The organism is Campylobacter sp. IFREMER_LSEM_CL908 (assembly GCF_025771545.1).
GTDB lineage: Bacteria > Campylobacterota > Campylobacteria > Campylobacterales > Campylobacteraceae > Campylobacter_D > Campylobacter_D lari_D.
This window is the reverse complement of the sequence record NZ_JAKMQK010000001.1, coordinates 1-20,378: the sequence shown is the minus strand read 5'-3', so window position 1 is coordinate 20,378 and position 20,378 is coordinate 1. Positions and strand designations below refer to the sequence as shown.

At 27.7% G+C, this 20,378-nt stretch carries 23 protein-coding genes; 15 read left to right on the top strand and 8 right to left on the bottom strand.

Going from position 1 to position 20,378, the window contains the following annotated elements; all coding sequences use genetic code 11:
- Positions 1 to 6 precede the first annotated feature (6 nt).
- The 9 genes from L8U04_RS00115 (at position 7) to L8U04_RS08290 (ending at position 9,220) form a co-directional block, all read left to right on the top strand.
- Positions 7 to 1,719 carry a Na+/H+ antiporter NhaC family protein gene (locus tag L8U04_RS00115; protein ID WP_263660972.1) on the top strand — a complete coding sequence of 571 codons (1,713 nt, stop codon included), beginning with the start codon at positions 7 to 9 and terminating at the stop codon, positions 1,717 to 1,719.
- Complete coding sequence (gene trmA, locus L8U04_RS00110) at positions 1,720 to 2,757, top strand: tRNA (uridine(54)-C5)-methyltransferase TrmA (protein ID WP_263709150.1); 1,038 nt, start codon at positions 1,720 to 1,722, stop codon at positions 2,755 to 2,757. It begins immediately after the preceding gene.
- An 803-nt stretch (positions 2,758 to 3,560) separates the two neighbouring features.
- Positions 3,561 to 3,884, top strand: a complete 324-nt coding sequence (locus tag L8U04_RS00105) for a MarR family winged helix-turn-helix transcriptional regulator (RefSeq protein ID WP_133318774.1) — start codon at positions 3,561 to 3,563, stop codon at positions 3,882 to 3,884.
- Between the two features lie 13 nt (positions 3,885 to 3,897).
- Positions 3,898 to 5,070: an MFS transporter gene (locus L8U04_RS00100; RefSeq protein WP_263659077.1), complete on the top strand. Its 1,173-nt coding sequence runs from the start codon at positions 3,898 to 3,900 to the stop codon at positions 5,068 to 5,070.
- A gap of 74 nt (positions 5,071 to 5,144) precedes the next feature.
- Complete coding sequence (locus tag L8U04_RS00095; RefSeq protein ID WP_220567274.1) at positions 5,145 to 5,516, top strand: CoA-binding protein; 372 nt, start codon at positions 5,145 to 5,147, stop codon at positions 5,514 to 5,516.
- Positions 5,509 to 6,720, top strand: coding sequence for a threonine ammonia-lyase (ilvA, locus tag L8U04_RS00090; protein WP_220567254.1), 1,212 nt, complete (start codon positions 5,509 to 5,511; stop codon positions 6,718 to 6,720). The genes L8U04_RS00095 and ilvA overlap by 8 nt, the downstream gene beginning before the upstream one ends.
- Positions 6,721 to 6,763: 43 nt before the next feature.
- The gene (locus tag L8U04_RS00085) at positions 6,764 to 7,255 is read left to right on the top strand and encodes a PAS domain-containing protein (protein WP_133318778.1); all 492 of its coding nucleotides are present in this window, start codon (positions 6,764 to 6,766) and stop codon (positions 7,253 to 7,255) included.
- Between the two features lie 85 nt (positions 7,256 to 7,340).
- Complete coding sequence (locus L8U04_RS00080) at positions 7,341 to 7,832, top strand: PAS domain-containing protein (protein WP_263709147.1); 492 nt, start codon at positions 7,341 to 7,343, stop codon at positions 7,830 to 7,832.
- A 14-nt stretch (positions 7,833 to 7,846) separates the two neighbouring features.
- The gene (locus L8U04_RS08290) at positions 7,847 to 9,220 is read left to right on the top strand and encodes a methyl-accepting chemotaxis protein (RefSeq protein ID WP_318530205.1); all 1,374 of its coding nucleotides are present in this window, start codon (positions 7,847 to 7,849) and stop codon (positions 9,218 to 9,220) included.
- Positions 9,221 to 9,230: 10 nt separating this feature from the next.
- On the opposite strand, the gene lon is transcribed toward L8U04_RS08290, so the two are convergent.
- Together lon and bamD are read right to left on the bottom strand one after the other, a co-directional pair.
- On the bottom strand, positions 9,231 to 11,609 hold the full coding sequence (gene lon / locus L8U04_RS00070) for an endopeptidase La (RefSeq protein ID WP_133318781.1): 2,379 nt from the start codon (positions 11,607 to 11,609) through the stop codon (positions 9,231 to 9,233).
- Entirely contained in the window at positions 11,609 to 12,265 is a 657-nt protein-coding gene (bamD, locus tag L8U04_RS00065; protein ID WP_133318782.1) for an outer membrane protein assembly factor BamD, read from the bottom strand. Before bamD ends, lon begins: the two co-directional genes overlap by 1 nt.
- 175 nt (positions 12,266 to 12,440) lie before the next feature.
- Here bamD and fliW point away from each other — a divergent pair, with 175 nt between their 5' ends.
- From fliW to L8U04_RS00040, 5 genes are all read left to right on the top strand, one after another.
- On the top strand, positions 12,441 to 12,836 hold the full coding sequence (gene fliW / locus L8U04_RS00060; RefSeq protein WP_012661666.1) for a flagellar assembly protein FliW: 396 nt from the start codon (positions 12,441 to 12,443) through the stop codon (positions 12,834 to 12,836).
- The gene (locus tag L8U04_RS00055; protein ID WP_263659080.1) at positions 12,836 to 13,564 is read left to right on the top strand and encodes a pyrroline-5-carboxylate reductase; all 729 of its coding nucleotides are present in this window, start codon (positions 12,836 to 12,838) and stop codon (positions 13,562 to 13,564) included. The genes fliW and L8U04_RS00055 overlap by 1 nt, the downstream gene beginning before the upstream one ends.
- Positions 13,561 to 13,857, top strand: a complete 297-nt coding sequence (locus tag L8U04_RS00050) for a hypothetical protein (RefSeq protein ID WP_263659081.1) — start codon at positions 13,561 to 13,563, stop codon at positions 13,855 to 13,857. Before L8U04_RS00055 ends, L8U04_RS00050 begins: the two co-directional genes overlap by 4 nt.
- Entirely contained in the window at positions 13,841 to 14,569 is a 729-nt protein-coding gene (locus L8U04_RS00045; RefSeq protein WP_263659082.1) for a hypothetical protein, read from the top strand. Before L8U04_RS00050 ends, L8U04_RS00045 begins: the two co-directional genes overlap by 17 nt.
- Before the next feature lie 98 nt (positions 14,570 to 14,667).
- Entirely contained in the window at positions 14,668 to 14,982 is a 315-nt protein-coding gene (locus tag L8U04_RS00040) for a hypothetical protein (RefSeq protein ID WP_263659083.1), read from the top strand.
- On the opposite strand, the gene L8U04_RS00035 is transcribed toward L8U04_RS00040, so the two are convergent.
- The 6 genes from L8U04_RS00035 to L8U04_RS00010 form a co-directional block, all read right to left on the bottom strand.
- A complete protein-coding gene (locus L8U04_RS00035; protein ID WP_263659084.1) occupies positions 14,975 to 15,610 on the bottom strand; it encodes a MarC family protein in 636 nt (211 codons plus the stop codon). The two genes, L8U04_RS00040 and L8U04_RS00035, sit on opposite strands and share 8 nt — an antisense overlap.
- 52 nt (positions 15,611 to 15,662) lie before the next feature.
- Positions 15,663 to 15,923, bottom strand: a complete 261-nt coding sequence (rpsR, locus tag L8U04_RS00030) for a 30S ribosomal protein S18 (protein WP_039618521.1) — start codon at positions 15,921 to 15,923, stop codon at positions 15,663 to 15,665.
- A gap of 10 nt (positions 15,924 to 15,933) precedes the next feature.
- Positions 15,934 to 16,464: a single-stranded DNA-binding protein gene (locus L8U04_RS00025; protein ID WP_133318788.1), complete on the bottom strand. Its 531-nt coding sequence runs from the start codon at positions 16,462 to 16,464 to the stop codon at positions 15,934 to 15,936.
- 3 nt (positions 16,465 to 16,467) lie between these two features.
- Entirely contained in the window at positions 16,468 to 16,842 is a 375-nt protein-coding gene (gene rpsF, locus L8U04_RS00020) for a 30S ribosomal protein S6 (protein WP_133318789.1), read from the bottom strand.
- A 90-nt stretch (positions 16,843 to 16,932) separates the two neighbouring features.
- Positions 16,933 to 17,898, bottom strand: coding sequence for a DNA polymerase III subunit delta (gene holA, locus L8U04_RS00015; RefSeq protein ID WP_263709145.1), 966 nt, complete (start codon positions 17,896 to 17,898; stop codon positions 16,933 to 16,935).
- Positions 17,891 to 19,831: a VacB/RNase II family 3'-5' exoribonuclease gene (locus tag L8U04_RS00010; protein WP_263709144.1), complete on the bottom strand. Its 1,941-nt coding sequence runs from the start codon at positions 19,829 to 19,831 to the stop codon at positions 17,891 to 17,893. The genes holA and L8U04_RS00010 overlap by 8 nt, the downstream gene beginning before the upstream one ends.
- Before the next feature lie 107 nt (positions 19,832 to 19,938).
- On the opposite strand from L8U04_RS00010, the gene L8U04_RS00005 reads away from it, so the two are divergent.
- Positions 19,939 to 20,378: NAD(P)-dependent oxidoreductase (locus L8U04_RS00005; RefSeq protein WP_263709142.1), on the top strand; the 440-nt coding region annotated here is incomplete at its 3' end.

Sequence of the window (20,378 nt, the reverse complement as noted above, 5' to 3'; positions counted from 1 at the left end):
ATAATTATGAAAATTTTTTATTTATTATTAGCTCCTTTGTTGTTATTTGCTGATGCACAAGCAAATGCAGAACTTTTTGGAGCTTGGACGCTTTTACCACCAGTGATAGCTATTATTTTAGCTTTTGTTACTAAAGATGTAGTACTTTCGTTATTTATTGGTGCATTAAGTGGTACTTTTATGTTAGGACTTATTGAAAATAGTATTTACCATGCTATCATTGCTTCTTTTACAGGGTTTATTTCCAAAGTGGTAAATGCCATGGCAAGTCCGGGTAATGCAGGAATTTTATTGCAAGTTTTAACTATAGGTGGTGTTGTAGCTCTTATTACCAAAACAGGGGGGACAAAAGCAGTAGCTCTTTGGCTTTCTACTAAAGCTAAACAAGCAAAAAGCTCACAATTTGCTACTTGGTGTATGGGAATTTTTATTTTCTTTGATGATTATGCCAATTCATTAATCGTAGGTCCTATCATGCGTCCGGTAACAGATAAATTTAGAGTAAGCCGTGAAAAGCTTGCTTTTATAATGGATGCAACTGCAGCACCAATTACCGGTCTTGCTATCATTTCTACTTGGATAGGACTTGAAATTTCTTTAATTCGCAGCGGATATGATCTAATTGATAATGCAACTTTTGCACATTTAGGTGTAGTAAAAGAAGAAATTAACGCTTTTGAAATTTTTGTACAAACCTTACCTTATAGATTTTATAATCTTTTTATGTTGATTTTTGTTGTTTTGACTATTTATACAGGTAGGGAATTTGGACCTATGTTAAAAGCTGAACTTAGAGCTAGAGCGGGTAAATTTTCTCATGGTCATGAGCAAATTGATAATATAGAAGATAAAGTTTTAGAGCCAAAAGAGCATGTAAAATTGCAAGCTTCTAATGCTATTATACCTTTAGCTGTCTTGATCGTGTTTTCATTTATAGGTTTTTATTTTAGTGGTTATAATGCCTTAGATGATGTGAGTGTTAAAGCACAAATTGATGCAGCACCGCTTAGTTTATTTGCTTTTAGAGAGACTTTTGGCGCAGCTGATGCTTCAGTTGTATTGTTTCAAGCAGCACTTTTAGCTACCATAGTAGCTATTATTTTGGGAATGTATAGAAAAATATTTACTTTAAAAGAAGCTATTGCGGTTTGGACTCATGGCTGGAGAACTATGATTATGACTGTGATTATTTTACTTTGTGCATGGTCATTAGCTTCTGTGATTAAAGATTTGGGAACTTCTAAATATTTAATTGACTTATTTTCAGATAAAACACCTCTTTATTTGCTTCCTACAGCAATTTTTATTTTTGCTTCTATTATTTCTTTTTCAACGGGAACTAGTTATGGAACTATGGGTATTTTAATGCCTTTGGCTATTCCTTTAGCTATGGCTGTTGGGGTTCATAATGAATTAAGCGGAGCAGAGTTACACCAATATATGATTATTAATATTTCAGGGGTTTTAACAGGAGCTATTTTTGGAGATCATTGCTCGCCAATTTCTGATACAACTATACTTTCGTCTATGGGAAGTAAGTGTGATCTTTTAGCTCATGTTAGTACACAAATGCCTTATGCTTTGAGTGTTTGTGCTATTAGTATACTTTGTGGTTATTTACCGGTAGCATTAGGACTTAATGTGTGGCTAGGACTTGTTTTTGGAATCTTAGCTATGATAGTTTTACTTTTTGTGGTTGGCAAAAAGGTAGATGCGTAAATGCATTTTGAAGAAAAAATTGCTTTAAACAAAGCATTGTTTTCTTCTTTATATGATGGAGAAATTCAGTGCTTTAAATCACCTTTAAAAGCTTATAGAACTAGGGCGGAATTTTCTATATATCATCATGAAAATGGGAAAATTTCTTATGCAATGTTTGAAAATAAGAAAAAAATTCCTATTGAAAATTTTGATATAGCAGATGAAAAAATTCAAAAATATATGCCTATTTTATTAAATAATCTAAATGAAAATTTAAAAGAAAAGCTTTTTGGAGTAGAGTTTTTAGCTACAAAATTAGATTTAAGTATAACTTTACTTTTCCATAAAAATATAGAGCTAATCACACAAGATTTACAAGAATTAGCAGAAAAATTAAATCTCAAGCTCATAGCAAGAAGTAGGGGTAAAAAACTTGTATTTAATGGAGAAAATTTAAGACAAATTTTAAATATCAATACAAATGAATTTTTATATGTGTTTAATAATGATTGTTTTATCCAACCCAATACTTTTATTAATGAAAAGATGATCGAATGGGTTGTATCTTGTGTAGAGAGTGATTTTAAGCAAGATTTATTAGAGCTTTATTGTGGTTATGGAAATTTTACCATAGCTTTAGCAAGAAATTTTAAAAAAGTTTTAGCAACTGAAATTTCTAAGAAAAATATTGAGTTTGCTTTAAAAAATTGCGTTTTAAATTCTATTGAAAATATAACTTTTACAAGGCTTTCTAGCGAAGAGTTAAGTCAAGCATTGAAAAAAGAAAGGGAATTTAATCGCTTAAAAGACATAGAATTAGATGGTTTTAAAATATCTCATGTCTTAGTTGATCCTCCAAGAGCAGGACTTGATTTAAGTGTGATTGAACTTATTAAAAATTATGAAAATATCATTTATATATCGTGCAATCCTATCACTTTAAAAGAAAACCTTGAGAAATTATGCAAAACTCATAAAATATCCAAATTTGCATTTTTTGATCAATTTGCAAACACAAATCATCTTGAATGTGGTGTTTATTTGAAAATCAAATAACAATATAAAACATTAATTTTGCACATATTACAATAATTATAGTAAAAATAAATACAATAGGGTGAATATATGCATGAAAAGGATTTTGTTTTTTTAAGATTATTTTATAAAAAAGAGAAAATAGTATTAATATAAAAATACATAAAGCAAAGAATATTTTGCAAATAAATATCCAATTTAATGAATTTAAGTGAAAATGAGCTAAATATAAACCGCTAAGAAATAAAATCAATACAATAGGTGGCATTATTTTAATTGTATTTTTTATATCCAAATTTAATTTTCTTAATAAGAATACATCGGTAAATAAAAATCCTATAAAAAATATAGCACAAAATAAATGTATTATTAGTATATAAGGATAAATATCGATCATGATTACAACCTTTATTGCGATAATTTTTAATATTTTACAATACTCAGTGGTAAAATTTATTGACTTATGTTAAATTATATTAAGCATTATAAAATAATAATGCAAGTTTTATTAGTATAAATAAAGTCTCTAATGTCATAGTTTAATCTAAGCTAATTTGAGTTTGTCAATACTACAAATATTTGTAAATTTAAAATATTATAACAAAGTTACAAGCTTTAATTTTTTGATATTTTTTATCTTAAATGCAGAATGTATTTAAGGAAAAAACTTATATAAGTTAGAATTTATGTAATCTTTGTTACTATTAAAATAGTTGATTTAATCAATTAATTTTTACAAAGGATTTCTCATATTTTTTCAAAAAATTACTTATACAAATAGAAAAATACTCTATAAAGTCAATGAAATTTTAAAGCCATTTGGATTGAAATCAAGTGATTGGAGAGTTTTTGTTTATTTAAGCCATCATCAAAATAGCACTTTAGCTCCAATATGTGAATTTTATCAAATGGATAAAGCTATACTTTCTAGAGTTGTTTCCAAACTAGCAAAACTTGAATATATAGAGTTTTTAAAAGCTGATGATAAAAGAGAAAAGATCATTACTTTAAGTGCCAAGGGTAAAGAAATTTTTTTTGATGCAAATGTTTGTATAAGAAAATATGAAAAAGAAATCTTAGATATATTAGATGAACAAGATCAAGAAGTGCTTTTAAAATTACTTGATTATATCAATGAAAAAATTTAAGAAAGGTTTTTTCATGGGTCTTAGTAAGAAATATAATTTATTTAATATAAATTTTTTCTGTATTTTTGGGATAAATTTTGTTATTTGTCTTGTTTTTTATATGAGTACTATTTCTAGTACAGATTATGTTTTGGGTGTTTTAAATCTTCAAACTAGCACCGCAGGACTTATAATGGGTGCTTTTGTTATAGGTGCTTTGCTTTCTAGACTTTATTTTGGTTCTATTATTGATGGTATTAATATAAAAAAAGTGATTATATTTTCACTTTTATTTTATCTTTTTATTAATTTAATGTATTTGAAATTTTATAATGTGTATTTTTTGGTATTGATACGCTTTCTAGCTGGAGTTTGCTATGGAATTTGTTCTTGTGCTTGTGGGGCAGCTATTGCTAGAATAATACCTAGTAATAAAAGAGGAATTGGTATAGGGTATTATGCTACGAGTGTTGTTTTAACTTCAGCTTTAGGGCCTTTTTTGGCCATAAAACTTGACTCTATCAACTTATTTCAACTAAGCTTTTTAATTGCAAGTGTGAGTATTATCTTTGCATTAGTTTTATCAATTTTTTTAAAAGTAAGAAGATTTAAAAAACATTATCATGTAAAAAGAAAATTTAGTATTTATAATTATTTTGAAAAATCAGTTTTAAATTTGGCTTTGATTACTTTTTTGATCGCATGTCCTTTTGGAGCTATTATAGCTTATATGAGTGCTTATACTCAAAGTTTAAATTTAAGCTTTGCTGGATCTATGTTTTTTGTAATATATGCTGGATTTTCTATAGTTTTTAGACCTCTTGCTGGAAAGGTATTTGATAAACATGGAGCTAATATTGTAATAATTTTTTCATTATTTAGTTTTATATTGTGTTTACTTTTACTTGCGTTTGCAAAAAATTTTTATATGATTATTATCGCCGGTATATTTTGTGCACTAGGTTATGCAAATGCTACTTCAAGTGCACAAGCTTTGGCTATCAAACTAGCTCCTAAAGAAAAAATGGGGTTAGCTAATTCTACTTTTTTTCTATCTTTGGATTTTGGCATAGGAGTTAGTCCTTATTTGTTGGGTATTGTTGAACCAAGTATAGGTTTTGCTAATGTCTATGCACTTTGTGCTGTACTTGTTTTGTTTGCTCTTGTTTTATATTATTTATTAATAGTTAAAAAAACTTTTTGTTAATTTTATTTTAGATACAATGCTTTTTTAAAAATAAGGAAAAAGCATTGTGTGATACTCATAAAATACTAAGTTCTATGAAAAATATCGCCATTATAGGACTTAGTCCTAATCAAGAAAAACCTTCGTATTTTGTAAGCAAATATTTACAAGATTTATCTTATACAATTTATCCTATCTATCCTAAAGAAGATTTTATTTTAAACGAGAAAGTTTATAGAAATTTAAGGGAAATTCCTTCTGAAATTGACACGGTTGTAATGTTTAGAAAAGCAAGTTACGCAAATGAAATTTTTGAAGATCTTTTAGCTAAAAATGTTAAAAATTTTTGGATGCAACTTGGTATTATTAACGATGAAATAATGCAAAAATGTAAAAAATTTGGTATAAATTGCGTTCAAGATCGTTGTATTAAAATAGAATTAGATAAAAAGGTAAATCATGATTGAGTTAAATAAAATTTATCAAGCAAAGCAAAAAATTGCAGATTTTGTATTAAAAACCCCTTTGGTGCACTCTTCTTTTTTAAGTGAGTTTTTAGATACTGATGTTTTTCTAAAATGTGAAAATTTACAAAAAACAGGTGCTTATAAAATCAGAGGTGCTTATAATGCTATTGCTAATTTAAGTAAAGAACAAAAGCAAGCAGGTGTAATAGCTGCAAGCGCTGGAAATCATGCACAAGGAGTTGCAATTAGTGCTAAAAAATTTGGGATAGAAGCTGTGATTGTTATGCCTGAAGCTACACCTTTGCTAAAAGTAAGTGCGACTAAAAATTTAGGCGCAAAAGTGATTTTAAAAGGAGATAATTTTGATGAGGCTTATGCTTATGCGTTAAATTATGCTAAAGAACATCATTTAAATTTTATTCATCCTTTTGAAAATGAAAGTATTATAGCAGGGCAGGGTACTTTAATGCTTGAAATGCTTGATGAAATAAGTGATTTAGATATGATTTTAGCTCCAGTTGGTGGTGGAGGTTTGATTAGTGGAGTGGCGAGTGCTGCTAAGCAGATTAATCCTAATATAAAAGTTATTGGAGTAAGTGCTAAAGGAGCTCCTGCTATGTATGAGAGTTTTAAAAGTAAAAAAATAATCAATTCAAAGGCTGTGAGAACCATAGCTGATGGTATTGCAGTGCGTGATGTAAATAAAATTAATTTTGATATTATTCTTGAATGTGTTGATGATTTTATTCAAGTTGATGATGAAGAAATAGCTAATGCGGTGTTATATTTACTTGAAAAACATAAAATCACAGTTGAAGGTGCTGGAGCATCAGCAGTTGCTGCACTTTTACATAAAAAAATAGATTTAAAAAATCATAAAAAAATAGGCGTGATTTTAAGCGGTGGAAATATTGATGTACAAATGTTAAATATTATCATAGAAAAAGGTTTGTTTAAAGCTTTTAGAAAAATGCTTATCAATGTTACTTTGGTTGATAAACCAGGAGCTTTGAGTACTTTGAGTGATGCTATAAAAGAAGCTCAAGCTAATATAGTTAAAATTGATTATGATAGATTTTCCACTAAGTTAGAATATGGTGATGCGATGATTTCAATTACTTTAGAAACAAAAGGAAAAGAACATCAAGAATTAGTCAGAAAGATACTTTATGACAAAGGTTTTAATTTCAATGAAATTTTATGATAAATGAAATATAATATTTTGTAAATAAATTATAAGGAAAAAAATGTCGCAAGAAAAAATTTTAGAACCAGATACATTAATAACCTCTAAGACAGATTTAAAAGGGGATATTATTTATGCTAATGATGATTTTTTAAAATATGCGGGTTATAAAATGGAGGAAATTTTATATAAACCTCACAATATTGTGCGTCATCCTGATATGCCAAAAACTGTTTTTAAATGTTTATGGGATTATATACAAGATGGAAAAGAAATTTTTGCTTTTGTTAAAAATAAAACCAAACAAAATGATTATTATTGGGTTTTTACTAATGTTACAGCTTCTTTTGATGAACAAGGAAATATTATAAATTATTATTCAGTTAGAAGAAAACCTAAAAGAGAGGCAATATCAACTATAGAGCAAGTTTATAAAATTCTTTTAGAAATAGAAGAAAAAGATGGTATAAAAGCCGGAGTGGATGAACTTGTTAAGATAGTTAATTCTTATGGTATGAGTTATAATCAATTAATTTTAGAGCTTCAAAGATGAATTTGATAAATTTTGTTTATAAATTATTATTTTGTATTAAGATATAATCACTCTCTTTTTAATTTTAAACTAAGGAGATTGTGTTATGTCTTCAGAAAAAATTCTAACCTCGGATGTTTTAATAACATCAAAAACTAATTTAAAAGGTGAGATTATTTATGCAAATGAGGATTTTTTGAGATATTCTGATTATAAAATTGATGAAATTTTATACAAACCTCACAGTATTATGCGTCATCCTGATATGCCAAGAACGGTTTTTAAATATTTATGGGATAACATTCAGCTTAAAAAAGAAATTTTTGCTTTTGTAAAAAATAAAACAAAATATAATGATTATTATTGGGTTTTTGCTAATGTAACTGCTTCATGTGATGAAAGTGGAAGCATTTTAAATTATTATTCAGTTAGAAGAAAACCTAATGTTGATGCTATCAAAACAATAGAAGAAATTTATAAAGTTCTTTTGTTGAAAGAAAAAGATGGTGGTATTAAATCTGGAATAGAGGAGTTAAAAGCAATAGTAAAATCTTATGGGGTGACCTATAATGAACTAATGATGAAAATTCAAAAATAAAAAAAGGATTTCTTATGAAAAATATTTTGTTTCTTGGTATAGTTTTAAGCATAGTAGCCTGTATTAATTCTTTGCTTTATGCAGAGTTTATTTCCTTAGGTTTCTTTTTAGTTTTGTTTTGTTTATTTATATATGGATTGTTTATTTTAAAAAAAGAAGAACAATTTAGCGATAAGATTTTACATCTTAGTAGAGAGTTAAAAAATGGTAATTTTGATTCAAGAATTGTATATATTAAATGTGCTAATAAAAAATTAAAAGAAATTGCTGATAATCTTAATAATACAATAGATGGTTTAGAAGCTTATTTAAGAGAGATAAATACTTCAATTGCTTGTTCTCAAAAAGGTGAATATTTTAGAAGAGCTATCCCTGAAGGTTTAAAAGGTATTTTTGTTCATAATATTAACTTTATTAATAAAGCTTTAGATGATATAGAAAAAACAGGAAAATCTGTTTTTAAAAATGCTTTATCAAGAGAACTTATGGACTTGAGTTTAAATAGTCAAAATAAAAATTTAAATGATTTGTCTTCTGCATTAAATAAAATCATCAAACTTATGAGAGAAGTTTTTGGTGATATTAGAATAATCTCAAATACAGCACAAAAAAATGGTTTAGAAGTAGGTAATTTACAGGATTCAATTTCATCAATGATGCAAGTGGCCGATGAAAGTAAAAATGCTGTAAATACTTTTGCATCTAATGCTCAGAGTATCAATGCAATTGTTGAGGTAATTAGGGATATTGCAGATCAAACTAACCTACTTGCATTAAATGCAGCTATTGAAGCAGCTCGTGCAGGAGAGCATGGTAGAGGTTTTGCGGTAGTTGCAGATGAAGTAAGACAACTTGCTGAAAAAACACAAAAAGCAACAGGTGAAATTACTTTAGCAATTCAAGTAATGAATCAAGAAATTGCTTCTATACAAGAAAATAGCGAAAAAGTATTTGATATTGCAAATTCTTCTGATAGTAAAGTTGCTGATTTTAGTGAGGCATTTAAAGAATTAGAGGATAAAAGCTCTCATTTAGGAAAAGAATTTGTTAATTTTGCTTCTGATTTAACTCTTTCTGCAATGAAAATAGATCATATATTATATAAATCTGATGTTTATTTAACTCTAAATGGTTCTCAAGAAAATCTTCAAAATCTAGATCCTATTTCAACTTTATGTAAAGATGAAGATGCAAAAAGTATTTTCTGTCCTTTAATTTCTCAAAATGAAATGGAGATTAAGAGTGAGAAAATACAAAGCGCGGCAAGTAAAGCTATAAAAATAGCTAAAAAGGACAATATATCAAAAGAAGATTATGACTCTATTATTAATGATATAAGAGAACTTGAAAATGAAAGTAGAGTAGTTATGAATAAATTAGAAGCTTAAAGCTTCTAATTTAGATAAGAGCTATTTTTAAAACTTCTTGTAAATTTTTCACCCCAATAATTTTCATATTTTTTACTACTTCTTCAGGAATATCTTTTAAATCTCTTTCATAGTTTTTATGTGGGATAATGGCTGTTTTAATATCAGCTTTATAAGCAGCAATAAGTTTTTCTTTTAAACCACCTATTGGTAGAACATTGCCCATTAGATCAATTTCTCCAGTCATTGCAACATTTGATTTTACTTTCTTGTCGCTAAAAATAGAAGCAATGGCTGTGGTAATAGTTATGCCTGCACTTGGTCCGTCTTTTGGAGTGGCTCCATCTGGTACATGAATGTGAAGATTGTATTGATTGTATATGTTTTCATCTTCTTTGTAGAAAAGTTTCTTTGAGACTTTAATTTGTTCATCATCGATTAAATTCTTAACAAGACTTTGAGCAATTTTTGCTGATTCTTTCATTACATCACCTAAGCTCCCTGTTAAAGTTAGATCACCCTTGCCTTTGATTTTAATGGCTTCGATTTTCAATACATCTCCACCTACTGCAGTCCAAGCAAGTCCATTTACCTGTCCGATTTTATTTTCTTTTTCGTGCTTTTCTATTTCAAAGACTTTTTTACTTAAAAAATCTTTTAAATTTTTATCATTAATTTCAATATTTTTAATATCTTTTTCTAAAAGAAGTTTTTTAACACATTTTCTACAAATTTCAGCAATTTTTCTTCTTAAATTTCTTACACCTGATTCTCTAGTATATTCATTCACTATTAATTCTATAGCATCATCACTAAAGCTTATTTCTTCTTTTTTTAATCCATGTTTTTTTATTTCATCAGGTATGAGATAGTTTTTGGCTATTTGGAATTTCTCTTGAGGAGTGTAAGAGCTAAGTTCTATAAATTCCATTCTATCTTTTAGAGCAGGTGGAATTAAACTTGCATCATTTGCAGTAGCTATGAAAATGATTTTGCTTAAATCGATGTTGAAATTTAGATAATAATCTCTAAATTTAGTATTTTGTTCAGGATCTAAGATTTCAAGTAAAACTGCACTTGGATCTCCTCTATGATTGCGACTTAGTTTATCAATCTCATCAAGCACAACTACTGGGTTGCTTTGTTTTGCTTCTATAAGTCCTTGTATAATGCGTCCTGGCATAGCTCCTATATAGGTTCTTCTATGTCCTCTTAGTTCATTAACATCTTCTAAACCACCTAAAGCTATGCGCACTAACTCTCTTTTTAATGCCTTTGCGACTGAATTTGCTAAAGAAGTCTTGCCAACACCAGGAGGGCCAACTAAGCACAAGATGACTTTTGCACCATCTCTATCTTTAATCTTGCGTTTTTCTAAAAGTTCTTTAACTGCAAAGTATTCTTCAATACGCTCTTTTGGTTTTTCTAGGGCATAGTGATCACTATTGAGTTGTAAAGATACATCTTTTAAATTTAGTTTTTTCTTTGAGGAGTGCTCAAAAGGTATATCTAAAACCGTTTCTATGTAAGTTTGCACCATAGAAGCTTCTGAATTATCTTGATGAATTCTTTCATATTTTTGAATTTGCTTTTTGATTTCTTTATAAGCCTCTTCATACATAAAAGCTTTTTTCTTTTCTAATTTTTTATTATATTCCTCTACTTCGCTTTCTTTTTGTATATCGCTTCCAAGCTCTCTTTGAATTTGTTTGAGTTGTTCTTTTAAAAAGTATTCTTTATTAACCTTGTCAATTTTAGAGTGAACTTTATTTTTGATTTCTTTTTGGATTTTATTTGCTTCAATTTCTTTAGCTAAATAATCAATTAAATTTAAAAGCTTAGTTTCTAAATTAGTTTCGATAAAAAATTCATAAGCTTGTTGTTTTTTGATTTTAATAGAATTTAATATTAGATCACAAATTCTGCTAGGCTCGACATCTTCTTCTATAGTTCTTAAAAGATCAGGTGGAAAATAATGACTCACAGTCGATAAAGCTTTGGCTTTTTCTCTAACTACTTCTATAATAGCTTCTTTTTTTGTATTACAAATTGGCTCTTGATGAATTAAATCAACTAAAGCATATAAAGGATCATCCGAAATTCTCTCAACAATCTTGGCTTTTGCATATCCTTGGAATAAAATTTTAATCCTACCATCAGGCAGTGGAACTTTTCTCATAATACTCCCAATGACACCACAATCATATATATCATCAAAGCCACGCCCACCTTCAATTTTTGATGGTGCCACAAAAATCATACTTTCATTTTGTAAAGCGGTATCTAAGGCTTTAATATTTTGCATATCATTTAAAAAAATAGGTGTTATCATAAAAGGGTATAAAAAAAGCTCATCTTCTACAAGAATGGGAAGTTTTGTTGGATAGTTTTGAGTATTTTCTAATTTCATTACATTATACCTTCTTCAAATATTTTTCTATACCATGGAAGTTCTGGTTTAATCATATCGATTTTATTAAAATCGGAATTTTCGATTTTTTGCTTATAAATCTCATAGCTTTGCTCTCTGTTTTTTTTCTGATATAACTCTGCTATACTTGTATCAAGGTAAAAAACTGCAAGATTAAATTTAGTTAGCATAGTATCGATTAAATCATTATATTGTACATTGGGATAGTTTTGATTGTATTCTTTGATTTCTTCTATTGTTTTTAGCATTAAGGCTTGGTTACGATTTGGAACAGCAAAAGAGTCAAATTTAGCTTTGATTTTTAAATATCTTATATAAGCTACATTTTTAGAATCACCAAATTTATTTAAATATTCATCAAGATAAAAATTTGCCATTTCATATTCTTCTTCACTAATATGAGCTTGAGCTAATATAAGTAAAGTTTGTTCTAATAATGGATCAGCAATATGCTCACCTGCCATTGAGGTATAGTGTTTATCAGCTGCTTCAAGATTTTTTTCTTGTAAATCTTTTATAATTTGTTGATACCATTCCATAGAACTTAGATTATATAAATCTTCAGCTTTTTTCGAGCTACATGCTCCTAAAAATAAACCTGCAATAATAAGTGAAAAAATAAAAAGTTTTTTCATTGTGTTACCTTATAAATTTAATAATTGTAATTATAATGTTTTTATGTTTATGAAATTGTTAATTTTTAAAACTAAAATTATAGTCAAAAACTCTTAATTAGTGTAATTTTTAAAATTGGAACTAAAATTGCTTAATGAGTTGTAATTTCTTAGTCAATAGATTTTAGGAGGCAAGATGAACTTAGAAGTTAAATGTCCTATTTTAGGTTTTGAAGATACCAAAAATATGAATTTTTATAAAATAGACGAGGTTTTTTATAGACTTAAAAGCCTTGATGGTAAAGATTTTTCTTTTGTGATGATTGATCCTTATATGATCCGTCCTGATTATGATTTTGAAGTGCCTGATTATTATCAAGAATTATTAGCTTTAAATGAGCAAACTAATTTTGGTGTGTTTGTTATAGTGGCTATTAATGAGCCATTAGAAGAATCTACGGTAAATTTTTTAGCACCTGTTGTGATGAATTATGATAATAACTCTTTAGTGCAAGTGATTTTAGATACAAGCAAATATCCTAATTATTTTCAGTCTGAAAAGATTTCAGCTTTTATTAAACAAACAAAATAATGTCTGAAATTTATATTTTAGGAAATGGTGCTATGGCAAGTGCTATAGCTAAAGGTTTAGAGGATACTTATAAAGTAGTTATTGTTGCTAGGGATTTAAAAAAAGCCAGTGGTTTAAATTTAAAAGTATTATCATATGATGAGTTTGATATGGATAATAAAAATATTATTTTGGCTTTTAAACCTTATGCATTAGAAGAAGTAGCTGTTAAATTAAAAGGCAAGGCAAGATGGCTTATTTCGGTTTTAGCAAACACTACTTTTGAGCGGCTTCATTGTATTGATGCACAAAATTATGTGAAAATTATGCCAAATACAGCAGCCGAATTTAAAGCTTCTACAACTGCTTATTTAATGGAAAAAGATTTATTTAAAGATGAAATTTTATCTTTGTTAAATACTTTTGGTAAAGCCATAAGTTTGCAAAATGAAAAAGAATTTGATATAGCTATGGTTTTGAGCGGTTGTGCTCCTGCATTTTTAGCTTTGGTAGCAGAAAGTTTAGCTAATGCAGGTGTGAAAAATGGTTTAAAAAATGAGCTTAGTTATGAGCTTACTCGCGCAAGTTTTGAAAGCTTTAGTGCTTTGTTTAATCATGCTCATCCTGCTATTATTAAAGAAAAAATTTGTTCTCCAGCAGGGGTAACTATAAAAGGAATTGAAGCTTTGGAAAAAAGAGCTTTACGTGGTGCTTTTTTTGAAGCTTTTAATGCAAGTTTAAATAAATGAAGCAAGCTTTTAGTCTCCTAGAGCTTGCTTTTTGTATTGTAATTTTATCTTTTATTTTTGGATCTTATTATCTTGTATTTACAAATAAATCTTTAAATGTTATATGGCAAAATCAAACCCTTTTTAATGAAGAAAAAGAATTGCTAAATAAAATTCCTTCATATAAAGCAAAAGAGATAAATATAAATACTTACAACTTTTTAGAATACACTAGTGATGAATTTAAACTCAAATCTTTAAAAATAAAAGATTTATCCTATAAAGAAGCTTTTATAGATGACAAAGGCTTTTAGTTTATTGGAACTTGCGTTAAGCCTTGTTATTTTGGGTATTTTGATTACTATTTTAATTAATCCAGCTATGTATATTTATAATTATAGTTTTAATGTTAAAAAATCTAGTGAAATATTTTTTGATTTAAATCAAGCTTTACTTAGCATGGAGAAAATTTATAATTCTTGCTTGAATGCAATATTTACAAGTAATTCTTTTGAGTGTTATATGAGTGCAAATGATGATATTTTTTATGATTTGTCATTAAAAAAATTAAACTTCAGTGGTATTATTTTAGAAAATAATGAAAGTTTTTTTAGTCCAAAAAGTAATTTGCATTTTATAGAAAATGGAATTTCTGAAGGAATTTTGAGCAATTATAAAGATATGCATAGTATGAAGAAGTTGAAAATATATACTAGTGATTATATGTATATTTATGATATAAAAAATTCAAAAATCTATAAAATATTAGTTGATGATAGAGAAAAAATCAATTTTTTTGATGAGAGTTTTAGCGGATTTTGTACTATTTTATATGCTTATATTAAGGTGTATTTGAAAAATAAAAATATTTATATGCAAATTGATGATTTAAATCATAACAAACAAGTATTTTTATTAGCTCAAAATATTTCAAAACTTATTTTCAAGCATGATGGCGAGTTATTAAAAATTACAATTTGCAGTAATACTCAAAATAGATGTTTAGATAAATGGATGCTTTTGTGAAAAAATCATTTGCAATGATATATACAATATTTTTTATTTTATTTATTTCTTTTATTATGGCGTTTATAATAAAAATTTCTTCATATCCACCAAGAATTATGAAAGATTTAGCGCTTTATACTCAAGGAAATATTTTACTTCATGATGCAAAAGAGTTTGCTAAATATTTTTTATATCAAGCCTATTTGGAGGGTAAAGAATGCTTAAGTGAATATAATTTTGAATATAATAATATAAAAATACGAATTGATTATGCTTATCCTTTGGGTGAATGTAAAAATAATAAATTAATTGCAAAGTATGTTCATGCAAAAAGTATTGTAGCGGTAAATATTAGTGTGTTGTTAAATACCAATAAAGCAGTAAATGAAGAAGTGTTTTTACAAAAAAGTTTTTTTATTTATCCTAGGTAGATTGAATGTAAGTTTGAATTCCAATAGCTATCATTTTTACTCCCATAGCCATAATAAAAACTAAAGCAATGCGTGAAAAAACATAAAGCACAAGCTTACCGATAACTTTTTCAATAGTAGCTGAAAAGTGAAATAAAGCAAAAATAAAAGCAAAAGTAAGTAATACAGAAGCTATGGCTATAGCTAAATTTTGATCTTCTGAAATAACTACTATGGTAGAAAGTGTTCCAGGTCCTACAAGCATAGGAAATGCCATTGGTACTATACTTTTTTTTAATAATTCTTTGTGGCTTAATCCTTGATAGTGTTGAAATTGAGTGCTTGATGGGGTGAAAAGTAGATTTTTTGTACTCATAATGATTAAAATCAAACCACCTGCAACTCGTAAATCATTAATATCTATTTTAAATAAATATTTCATGATAAATGGTCCAGAAAGTAAAAAAACTAAAACAATACAAAATGCAGTGTAAATGATATTTCTAAAAAGTTTTTTTCTTATATCAGCATCTAGACCTTCAGTCATTGCAATAAATTGTGGAAGATTTCCAAAAGGATTTAAAACTGCTATAATAGCAACGGATGCAAGTAAAATAACATAAATTTCAGATTCTATATCTGAAAACATAAAACAACCTTTTATTTTCCCAAGCTTAAAAAGCTTGGGTTTGATTTAATAATTATAGTCCTTCAAAAGGATTAGTAACAACTTCTTTTCTATCTACGATATAAGGGATAAGTGCTACATGTCTTGCACGCTTAATAGCAACTTCAACCATTTCTTGGTGTTTTTTGCTAGTGCCTGTTAAACGGCGTGGCATGATTTTAAATCTTTCTGATAAAGCATGTTTTAGCAATGCTGTATCTTTATAGTCTATAAAATCAACTTTAGCTTCAGTATATTTACAATATTTGCGTGAGTATTTTCTTTTTTCTGCCATGTTTTTTCCTTTAAAATGGTAATTCTGTATCATCATCATATTTATCAATATCAATTTCCTTCATAGGGGCTTCCTTTTGAGGATTTTGATAGGTATTATTAGATGAATTTGTTCTAGTTTGTACTTGAGCATAAGGATCAAAGCTTTGTTGTTGATTAAAATTTTGATTATAACCATAATTTTGATTTTCAAAATTACTTTGTTGATTATTTTGTACAGTTGAACCTAGCATTTCTAAATTTTCAACTTGAATACTATGCTTTGATCTGTTTTGTCCATTTTGATCGCTCCATTGCTCAAATCTCAAACGACCTTCGATTAAAATTTTACTACCTTTATTAAGGTATTGATTAGCAATTTCTGCAGTTCTTCCAAAAAAGCTAATGTCGATAAAGCAGGTTTCCTCTCTTTTTTCTCCTGTATTTGTACTAAATCTTCTTGTTACAGCTATAGCAGAAGAGCCTATTGCGCTACCTGATGGAGCATAACGCATTTCTATGTCCCTTGTAAGATTCCCTACTAAAACGACTTTATTAAACATTAATTAGCCTTCTGTACTTTCACTAGCTTTAATTTCTTTTTTATTTTGTTTGATACCCTTGCTTAATCTTTCCCAAGCTGCAATTTCTTTTTTATTTTCATATTTTACGATTAAAAATCTGATTACTTCTTCAGTGATTCTTAATACCCTTTCAAGCTCTGCTATTAAATTTGTAGGAGCTTTGAAATAAATCACAAAATAAGTTCCTCTTTCGTATTTTTTAATTTTGTACGCAAGTTTTCTTGTTCCCATTGGAACTACGCTTTCAATTTCTGCGCCATTTTTTGTAAGGACTTCTTTTACGAATTCCAACTTAGCACTTACTTCTTCTTCTGTAAGTGTTGGTTTTAATATGAATAAAACTTCATAATGTCTCATTTAATTTCTCCTTATGGATATAAAGCCTAAAATTTTAGGCAAGGATTTTGCATAAAATGCAAATTTCATTCTACCATAAGTTTTCTTAATTTAACTTTTTAATATGGAGCTAAGTTGTAAAAGTGTTGCGATTAAAAATTCTTTTTTTTCTATTTTAGAATTCTTTTTTAATTCATATTCGCAATTACAAAGTGTCAGAAAGATATTTTTATATTGTGACATTTTAATCATAAGAGCTTGTTTTTGAAGATTTTGCGCCACAGAAATAGGTGGAGCATAGCCTAAAATTTCTTTTAAGTCTAAATTTCCATAAATTTTAATATGTAAAGCTATTTTAAAAAGTCTAGAAAAATTTGCATATAAGGCATTAATCAATGCTATTTCATTGTAATTTTCTAAAATACTTTCAAGTTCATTCCTTAAATCTTTTTTTTGCATTAATTTATCAAAAAAACTTTCAAAACTAATAGTACTTAAACTATAACAATGCTCTTGGATGATTTTTTCATCGATATTTAGACCACTAAATTTATTTAACTCATTAGCCGCTAAATATAAATTTTCATTAAAATTATAAAAAAGAGTATAAAGGGCATTTTGAGTAATGTTAATATTTAATTCTTTAGCTTTTAAAGCTAGTAATTCCATGCCTTCCTTAGCTGAATTTACTTTATAAAATCTACAAAAATTATTAGCAAAAATTTTCTCCGCTTCACTTTGTTTGGAGCTTTCATCATAAATTTCAAGTAAAAAATAATTATCTTGCGAATTTTGACAAAGCTGTAAAAGTTGCTTGAGTTCTTTATTTGGGATTTTCTTTTGAGTTTTGATTTCTAGCAATTTTCTTTCGCTAAATAAGGAAGCGCTAGATAAATAATCATATGCTTGCTTAAAATCATATTCTTCAAAATAAAATCTTAAACTCTCATCAAAAGAGTATTTGTCTTTAATAAATTTAGTATAAAGCTCTATTTGGAAATTATCTGCTCCATAAAGTAAGAAATAATTAGGAAAATTATTGCTATTAAGTAAGCTTTGGAGTTGATTTTTATACATTTTGGTTTCTTTCTAAACTAAAATGCTTGGTAATTTTGCCAAAAATTTTAGCACTAACAATATCTACTTCAGTGATTTCCACTTCTATGTTTTCTAATAAATTTGCCCTTGAACCTATGATGGTAATCAAAGCTCCCTTAATTTCATCATTTAATTTTACTTGCAATAAACTTTGATTTTCTACCACTAAAGCCTTAAATCTTTTTCCTATATTTTCTTTTGCCCATCTTGCAAATTTTCTATCCATAAAATGCCAAGCAACCTTATCTGCTTCTCTTTCTAATAAACTTAATTCCTCACAAGTGCTTTGTATGTTTAAAAGCAAATAATTAAACATTTTTTCATCATTATTGATTTTAGCTTTTAAAAGTCTATGTAATATAAGATCAGAATATCTTCTAATAGGACTTGTAAAATGGGTATATTTATCAAAACCTAAGCCAAAATGCCCTGCATTTTCACTAGAATATTCTGCTTTTTTTTGCGCCTTGATGATGAGTTTATCTACTTCTTCTCTTATATTTAGCTCATTTGCTAAGACTTGAATATCTTTAAATAATTCTATGACATTATTTTTAGGATTAATATCTATACTAAGTGTTGAAAGATCAGCTAGCAATTGCTCTATTTTTTTATAATCAGGACTTAAATGATTTCTAAAAACTCCTATATCAATGAGTTTTGCTGCAGCTTTATTAGCTAAAAGCATGCAATCTTCGATTAAATTATGCGAGGCAGTGTCATTTTCAAGGCGTGTTTTTATGAGTTTATTATTTTCATCTAAAGTCATTCTTAGCTCTTGGGTTTTAAACTCACAAGCATTTTTTAATCGTTTTTTTCGTAAATTTTGAGTGATTTTGAAAACCTCATAAAGCCAATTGATTGCGCCTAAATCTTCTTGCTTTTGTAAATACTCATCAACTTCATCGTAATTAAAACGGCGTTTTGAGTTGATAATAGCCTCAAAAAGCTCTTCTTTAATCACTTCATTGTTTTGATCTAAGCTTATTTTAAAACAAAATGCTAACCTATCTTCATTAGGTTTTAGTGAGCAAATATTTTCACTCAAAGCTCTTGGTAGCATAGGTATAGCAATATGAGGAAAATAAATCGAAAAACCCCTTGATCTTGCTTCTTTATCAATAGCACTATAAGCATGCACATAAGCACTTACATCAGCTATGGCTACATAAATAGCATGCTCATTTTTATCATAATAAATTGCATCATCAAAATCTTTTGCATCAATTGGATCAATGGTACAAAAATTTAAATTTCTAAGATCTTTTCTTGATGGATACATACTCGCATCAACTTCATTTCCATAAGCTCTTGCTTCATTTTCACATAAATTATCAAAAACTGCATTTTTATTAAAAAGTGCTAAGGAAATTTTTTCATCTACAAAATCATCATTAATATGCCCTATCACTTCAGTGATATTATTATCATGATTTTCTATTTTTAAAATAGTTCCTAAAGGTAGAGTTTTTAAGGATTTTTGAGAGGCTTTTAAGGCACATGTGAGTCCTGTTTGAATATTTACTCCAAGGACTGCTTCACCGTATTTTTTAGTTATAACCAAAGAAGTTTCATGGGCTCTTTTAAGTATTAAGATAACTTTAGCACTTGGACGCTTTTTTTTAAGAGGAAGTAATTTTGCTACAACTATATCAGCATAATTTGCTCCTTTTAAATTTTTATTTTCTATGAGCAAATCACGCTTAAAAACAGGATCAAAACTTTCTAAAAATCCCGTTCCATTAGCTGAAATATCAATCTTACCAAAAGTAAAGCCATCTTTTAAATAGTATTTGTTTTTATAAAATTTAATGATATCACAAGTTAGCAACTCTCTAATGATTTGCTTGCTTTTATTGGTAATTTCATCAGCATTTAGACCATAGCTTAGTTGATTAAATAATTCTTTCATAATACTCTTTATAGTAATTTTTCAAAACTTAAATTTTATCATAAAAGGATTAAATTTATATTTTTTAGTTATAATCTTTGCTTTAATTTTAATTTTAGGAGTGCATAATGGCTGTGTCAATTTATTATGATAAAGATTGTGATATTAATTTAATAAAATCAAAAAAAGTAGCTATTATAGGTTTTGGCTCTCAAGGTCATGCTCATGCTATGAATTTAAGAGATAGTGGTGTAGAAGTGATCATAGGCTTAAAAGAGGGTGGGCAAAGTTGGGCAAAAGCTCAAAAAGCAAATTTTATAGTAAAAAGTGTAAAAGAAGCTACTAAAGAAGCAGATTTGATTATGATTTTAGCTCCTGATGAAATTCAAAGTGAAATTTTTAATGAAGAAATTAAAACTGAATTAAAAGCAGGTAAAACTCTAGCATTTGCACATGGATTTAATATCCATTATGGACAAATTGTTGCTCCAAAAGGTATAGATGTGATTATGATAGCTCCTAAAGCTCCAGGTCATACTGTAAGACATGAATTTAGTATAGGCGGGGG

What these genes read in the sequence shown, in the direction of transcription:
- L8U04_RS00050 (WP_263659081.1), top strand. Translation starts at nt 13,561, where the DNA reads ATGAAGCAAGCTTTTAGTCTCCTAGAGCTTGCTTTTTGTATTGTAATT.
- L8U04_RS00025 (WP_133318788.1), bottom strand. Translation starts at nt 16,464, where the DNA reads ATGTTTAATAAAGTCGTTTTAGTAGGGAATCTTACAAGGGACATAGAA.
- bamD (WP_133318782.1), bottom strand. Translation starts at nt 12,265, where the DNA reads ATGAAAAAACTTTTTATTTTTTCACTTATTATTGCAGGTTTATTTTTA.
- L8U04_RS00040 (WP_263659083.1), top strand. Translation starts at nt 14,668, where the DNA reads ATGAAAGATTTAGCGCTTTATACTCAAGGAAATATTTTACTTCATGAT.
- rpsR (WP_039618521.1), bottom strand. Translation starts at nt 15,923, where the DNA reads ATGGCAGAAAAAAGAAAATACTCACGCAAATATTGTAAATATACTGAA.
- ilvA (WP_220567254.1), top strand. Translation starts at nt 5,509, where the DNA reads ATGATTGAGTTAAATAAAATTTATCAAGCAAAGCAAAAAATTGCAGAT.
- L8U04_RS00010 (WP_263709144.1), bottom strand. Translation starts at nt 19,831, where the DNA reads ATGAAAGAATTATTTAATCAACTAAGCTATGGTCTAAATGCTGATGAA.
- L8U04_RS00095 (WP_220567274.1), top strand. Translation starts at nt 5,145, where the DNA reads ATGAAAAATATCGCCATTATAGGACTTAGTCCTAATCAAGAAAAACCT.
- lon (WP_133318781.1), bottom strand. Translation starts at nt 11,609, where the DNA reads ATGAAATTAGAAAATACTCAAAACTATCCAACAAAACTTCCCATTCTT.
- L8U04_RS00085 (WP_133318778.1), top strand. Translation starts at nt 6,764, where the DNA reads ATGTCGCAAGAAAAAATTTTAGAACCAGATACATTAATAACCTCTAAG.
- rpsF (WP_133318789.1), bottom strand. Translation starts at nt 16,842, where the DNA reads ATGAGACATTATGAAGTTTTATTCATATTAAAACCAACACTTACAGAA.
- L8U04_RS00035 (WP_263659084.1), bottom strand. Translation starts at nt 15,610, where the DNA reads ATGTTTTCAGATATAGAATCTGAAATTTATGTTATTTTACTTGCATCC.
- L8U04_RS08290 (WP_318530205.1), top strand. Translation starts at nt 7,847, where the DNA reads ATGAAAAATATTTTGTTTCTTGGTATAGTTTTAAGCATAGTAGCCTGT.
- fliW (WP_012661666.1), top strand. Translation starts at nt 12,441, where the DNA reads ATGAACTTAGAAGTTAAATGTCCTATTTTAGGTTTTGAAGATACCAAA.
- holA (WP_263709145.1), bottom strand. Translation starts at nt 17,898, where the DNA reads ATGTATAAAAATCAACTCCAAAGCTTACTTAATAGCAATAATTTTCCT.
- trmA (WP_263709150.1), top strand. Translation starts at nt 1,720, where the DNA reads ATGCATTTTGAAGAAAAAATTGCTTTAAACAAAGCATTGTTTTCTTCT.
- L8U04_RS00080 (WP_263709147.1), top strand. Translation starts at nt 7,341, where the DNA reads ATGTCTTCAGAAAAAATTCTAACCTCGGATGTTTTAATAACATCAAAA.
- L8U04_RS00100 (WP_263659077.1), top strand. Translation starts at nt 3,898, where the DNA reads ATGGGTCTTAGTAAGAAATATAATTTATTTAATATAAATTTTTTCTGT.
- L8U04_RS00045 (WP_263659082.1), top strand. Translation starts at nt 13,841, where the DNA reads ATGACAAAGGCTTTTAGTTTATTGGAACTTGCGTTAAGCCTTGTTATT.
- L8U04_RS00055 (WP_263659080.1), top strand. Translation starts at nt 12,836, where the DNA reads ATGTCTGAAATTTATATTTTAGGAAATGGTGCTATGGCAAGTGCTATA.
- L8U04_RS00115 (WP_263660972.1), top strand. Translation starts at nt 7, where the DNA reads ATGAAAATTTTTTATTTATTATTAGCTCCTTTGTTGTTATTTGCTGAT.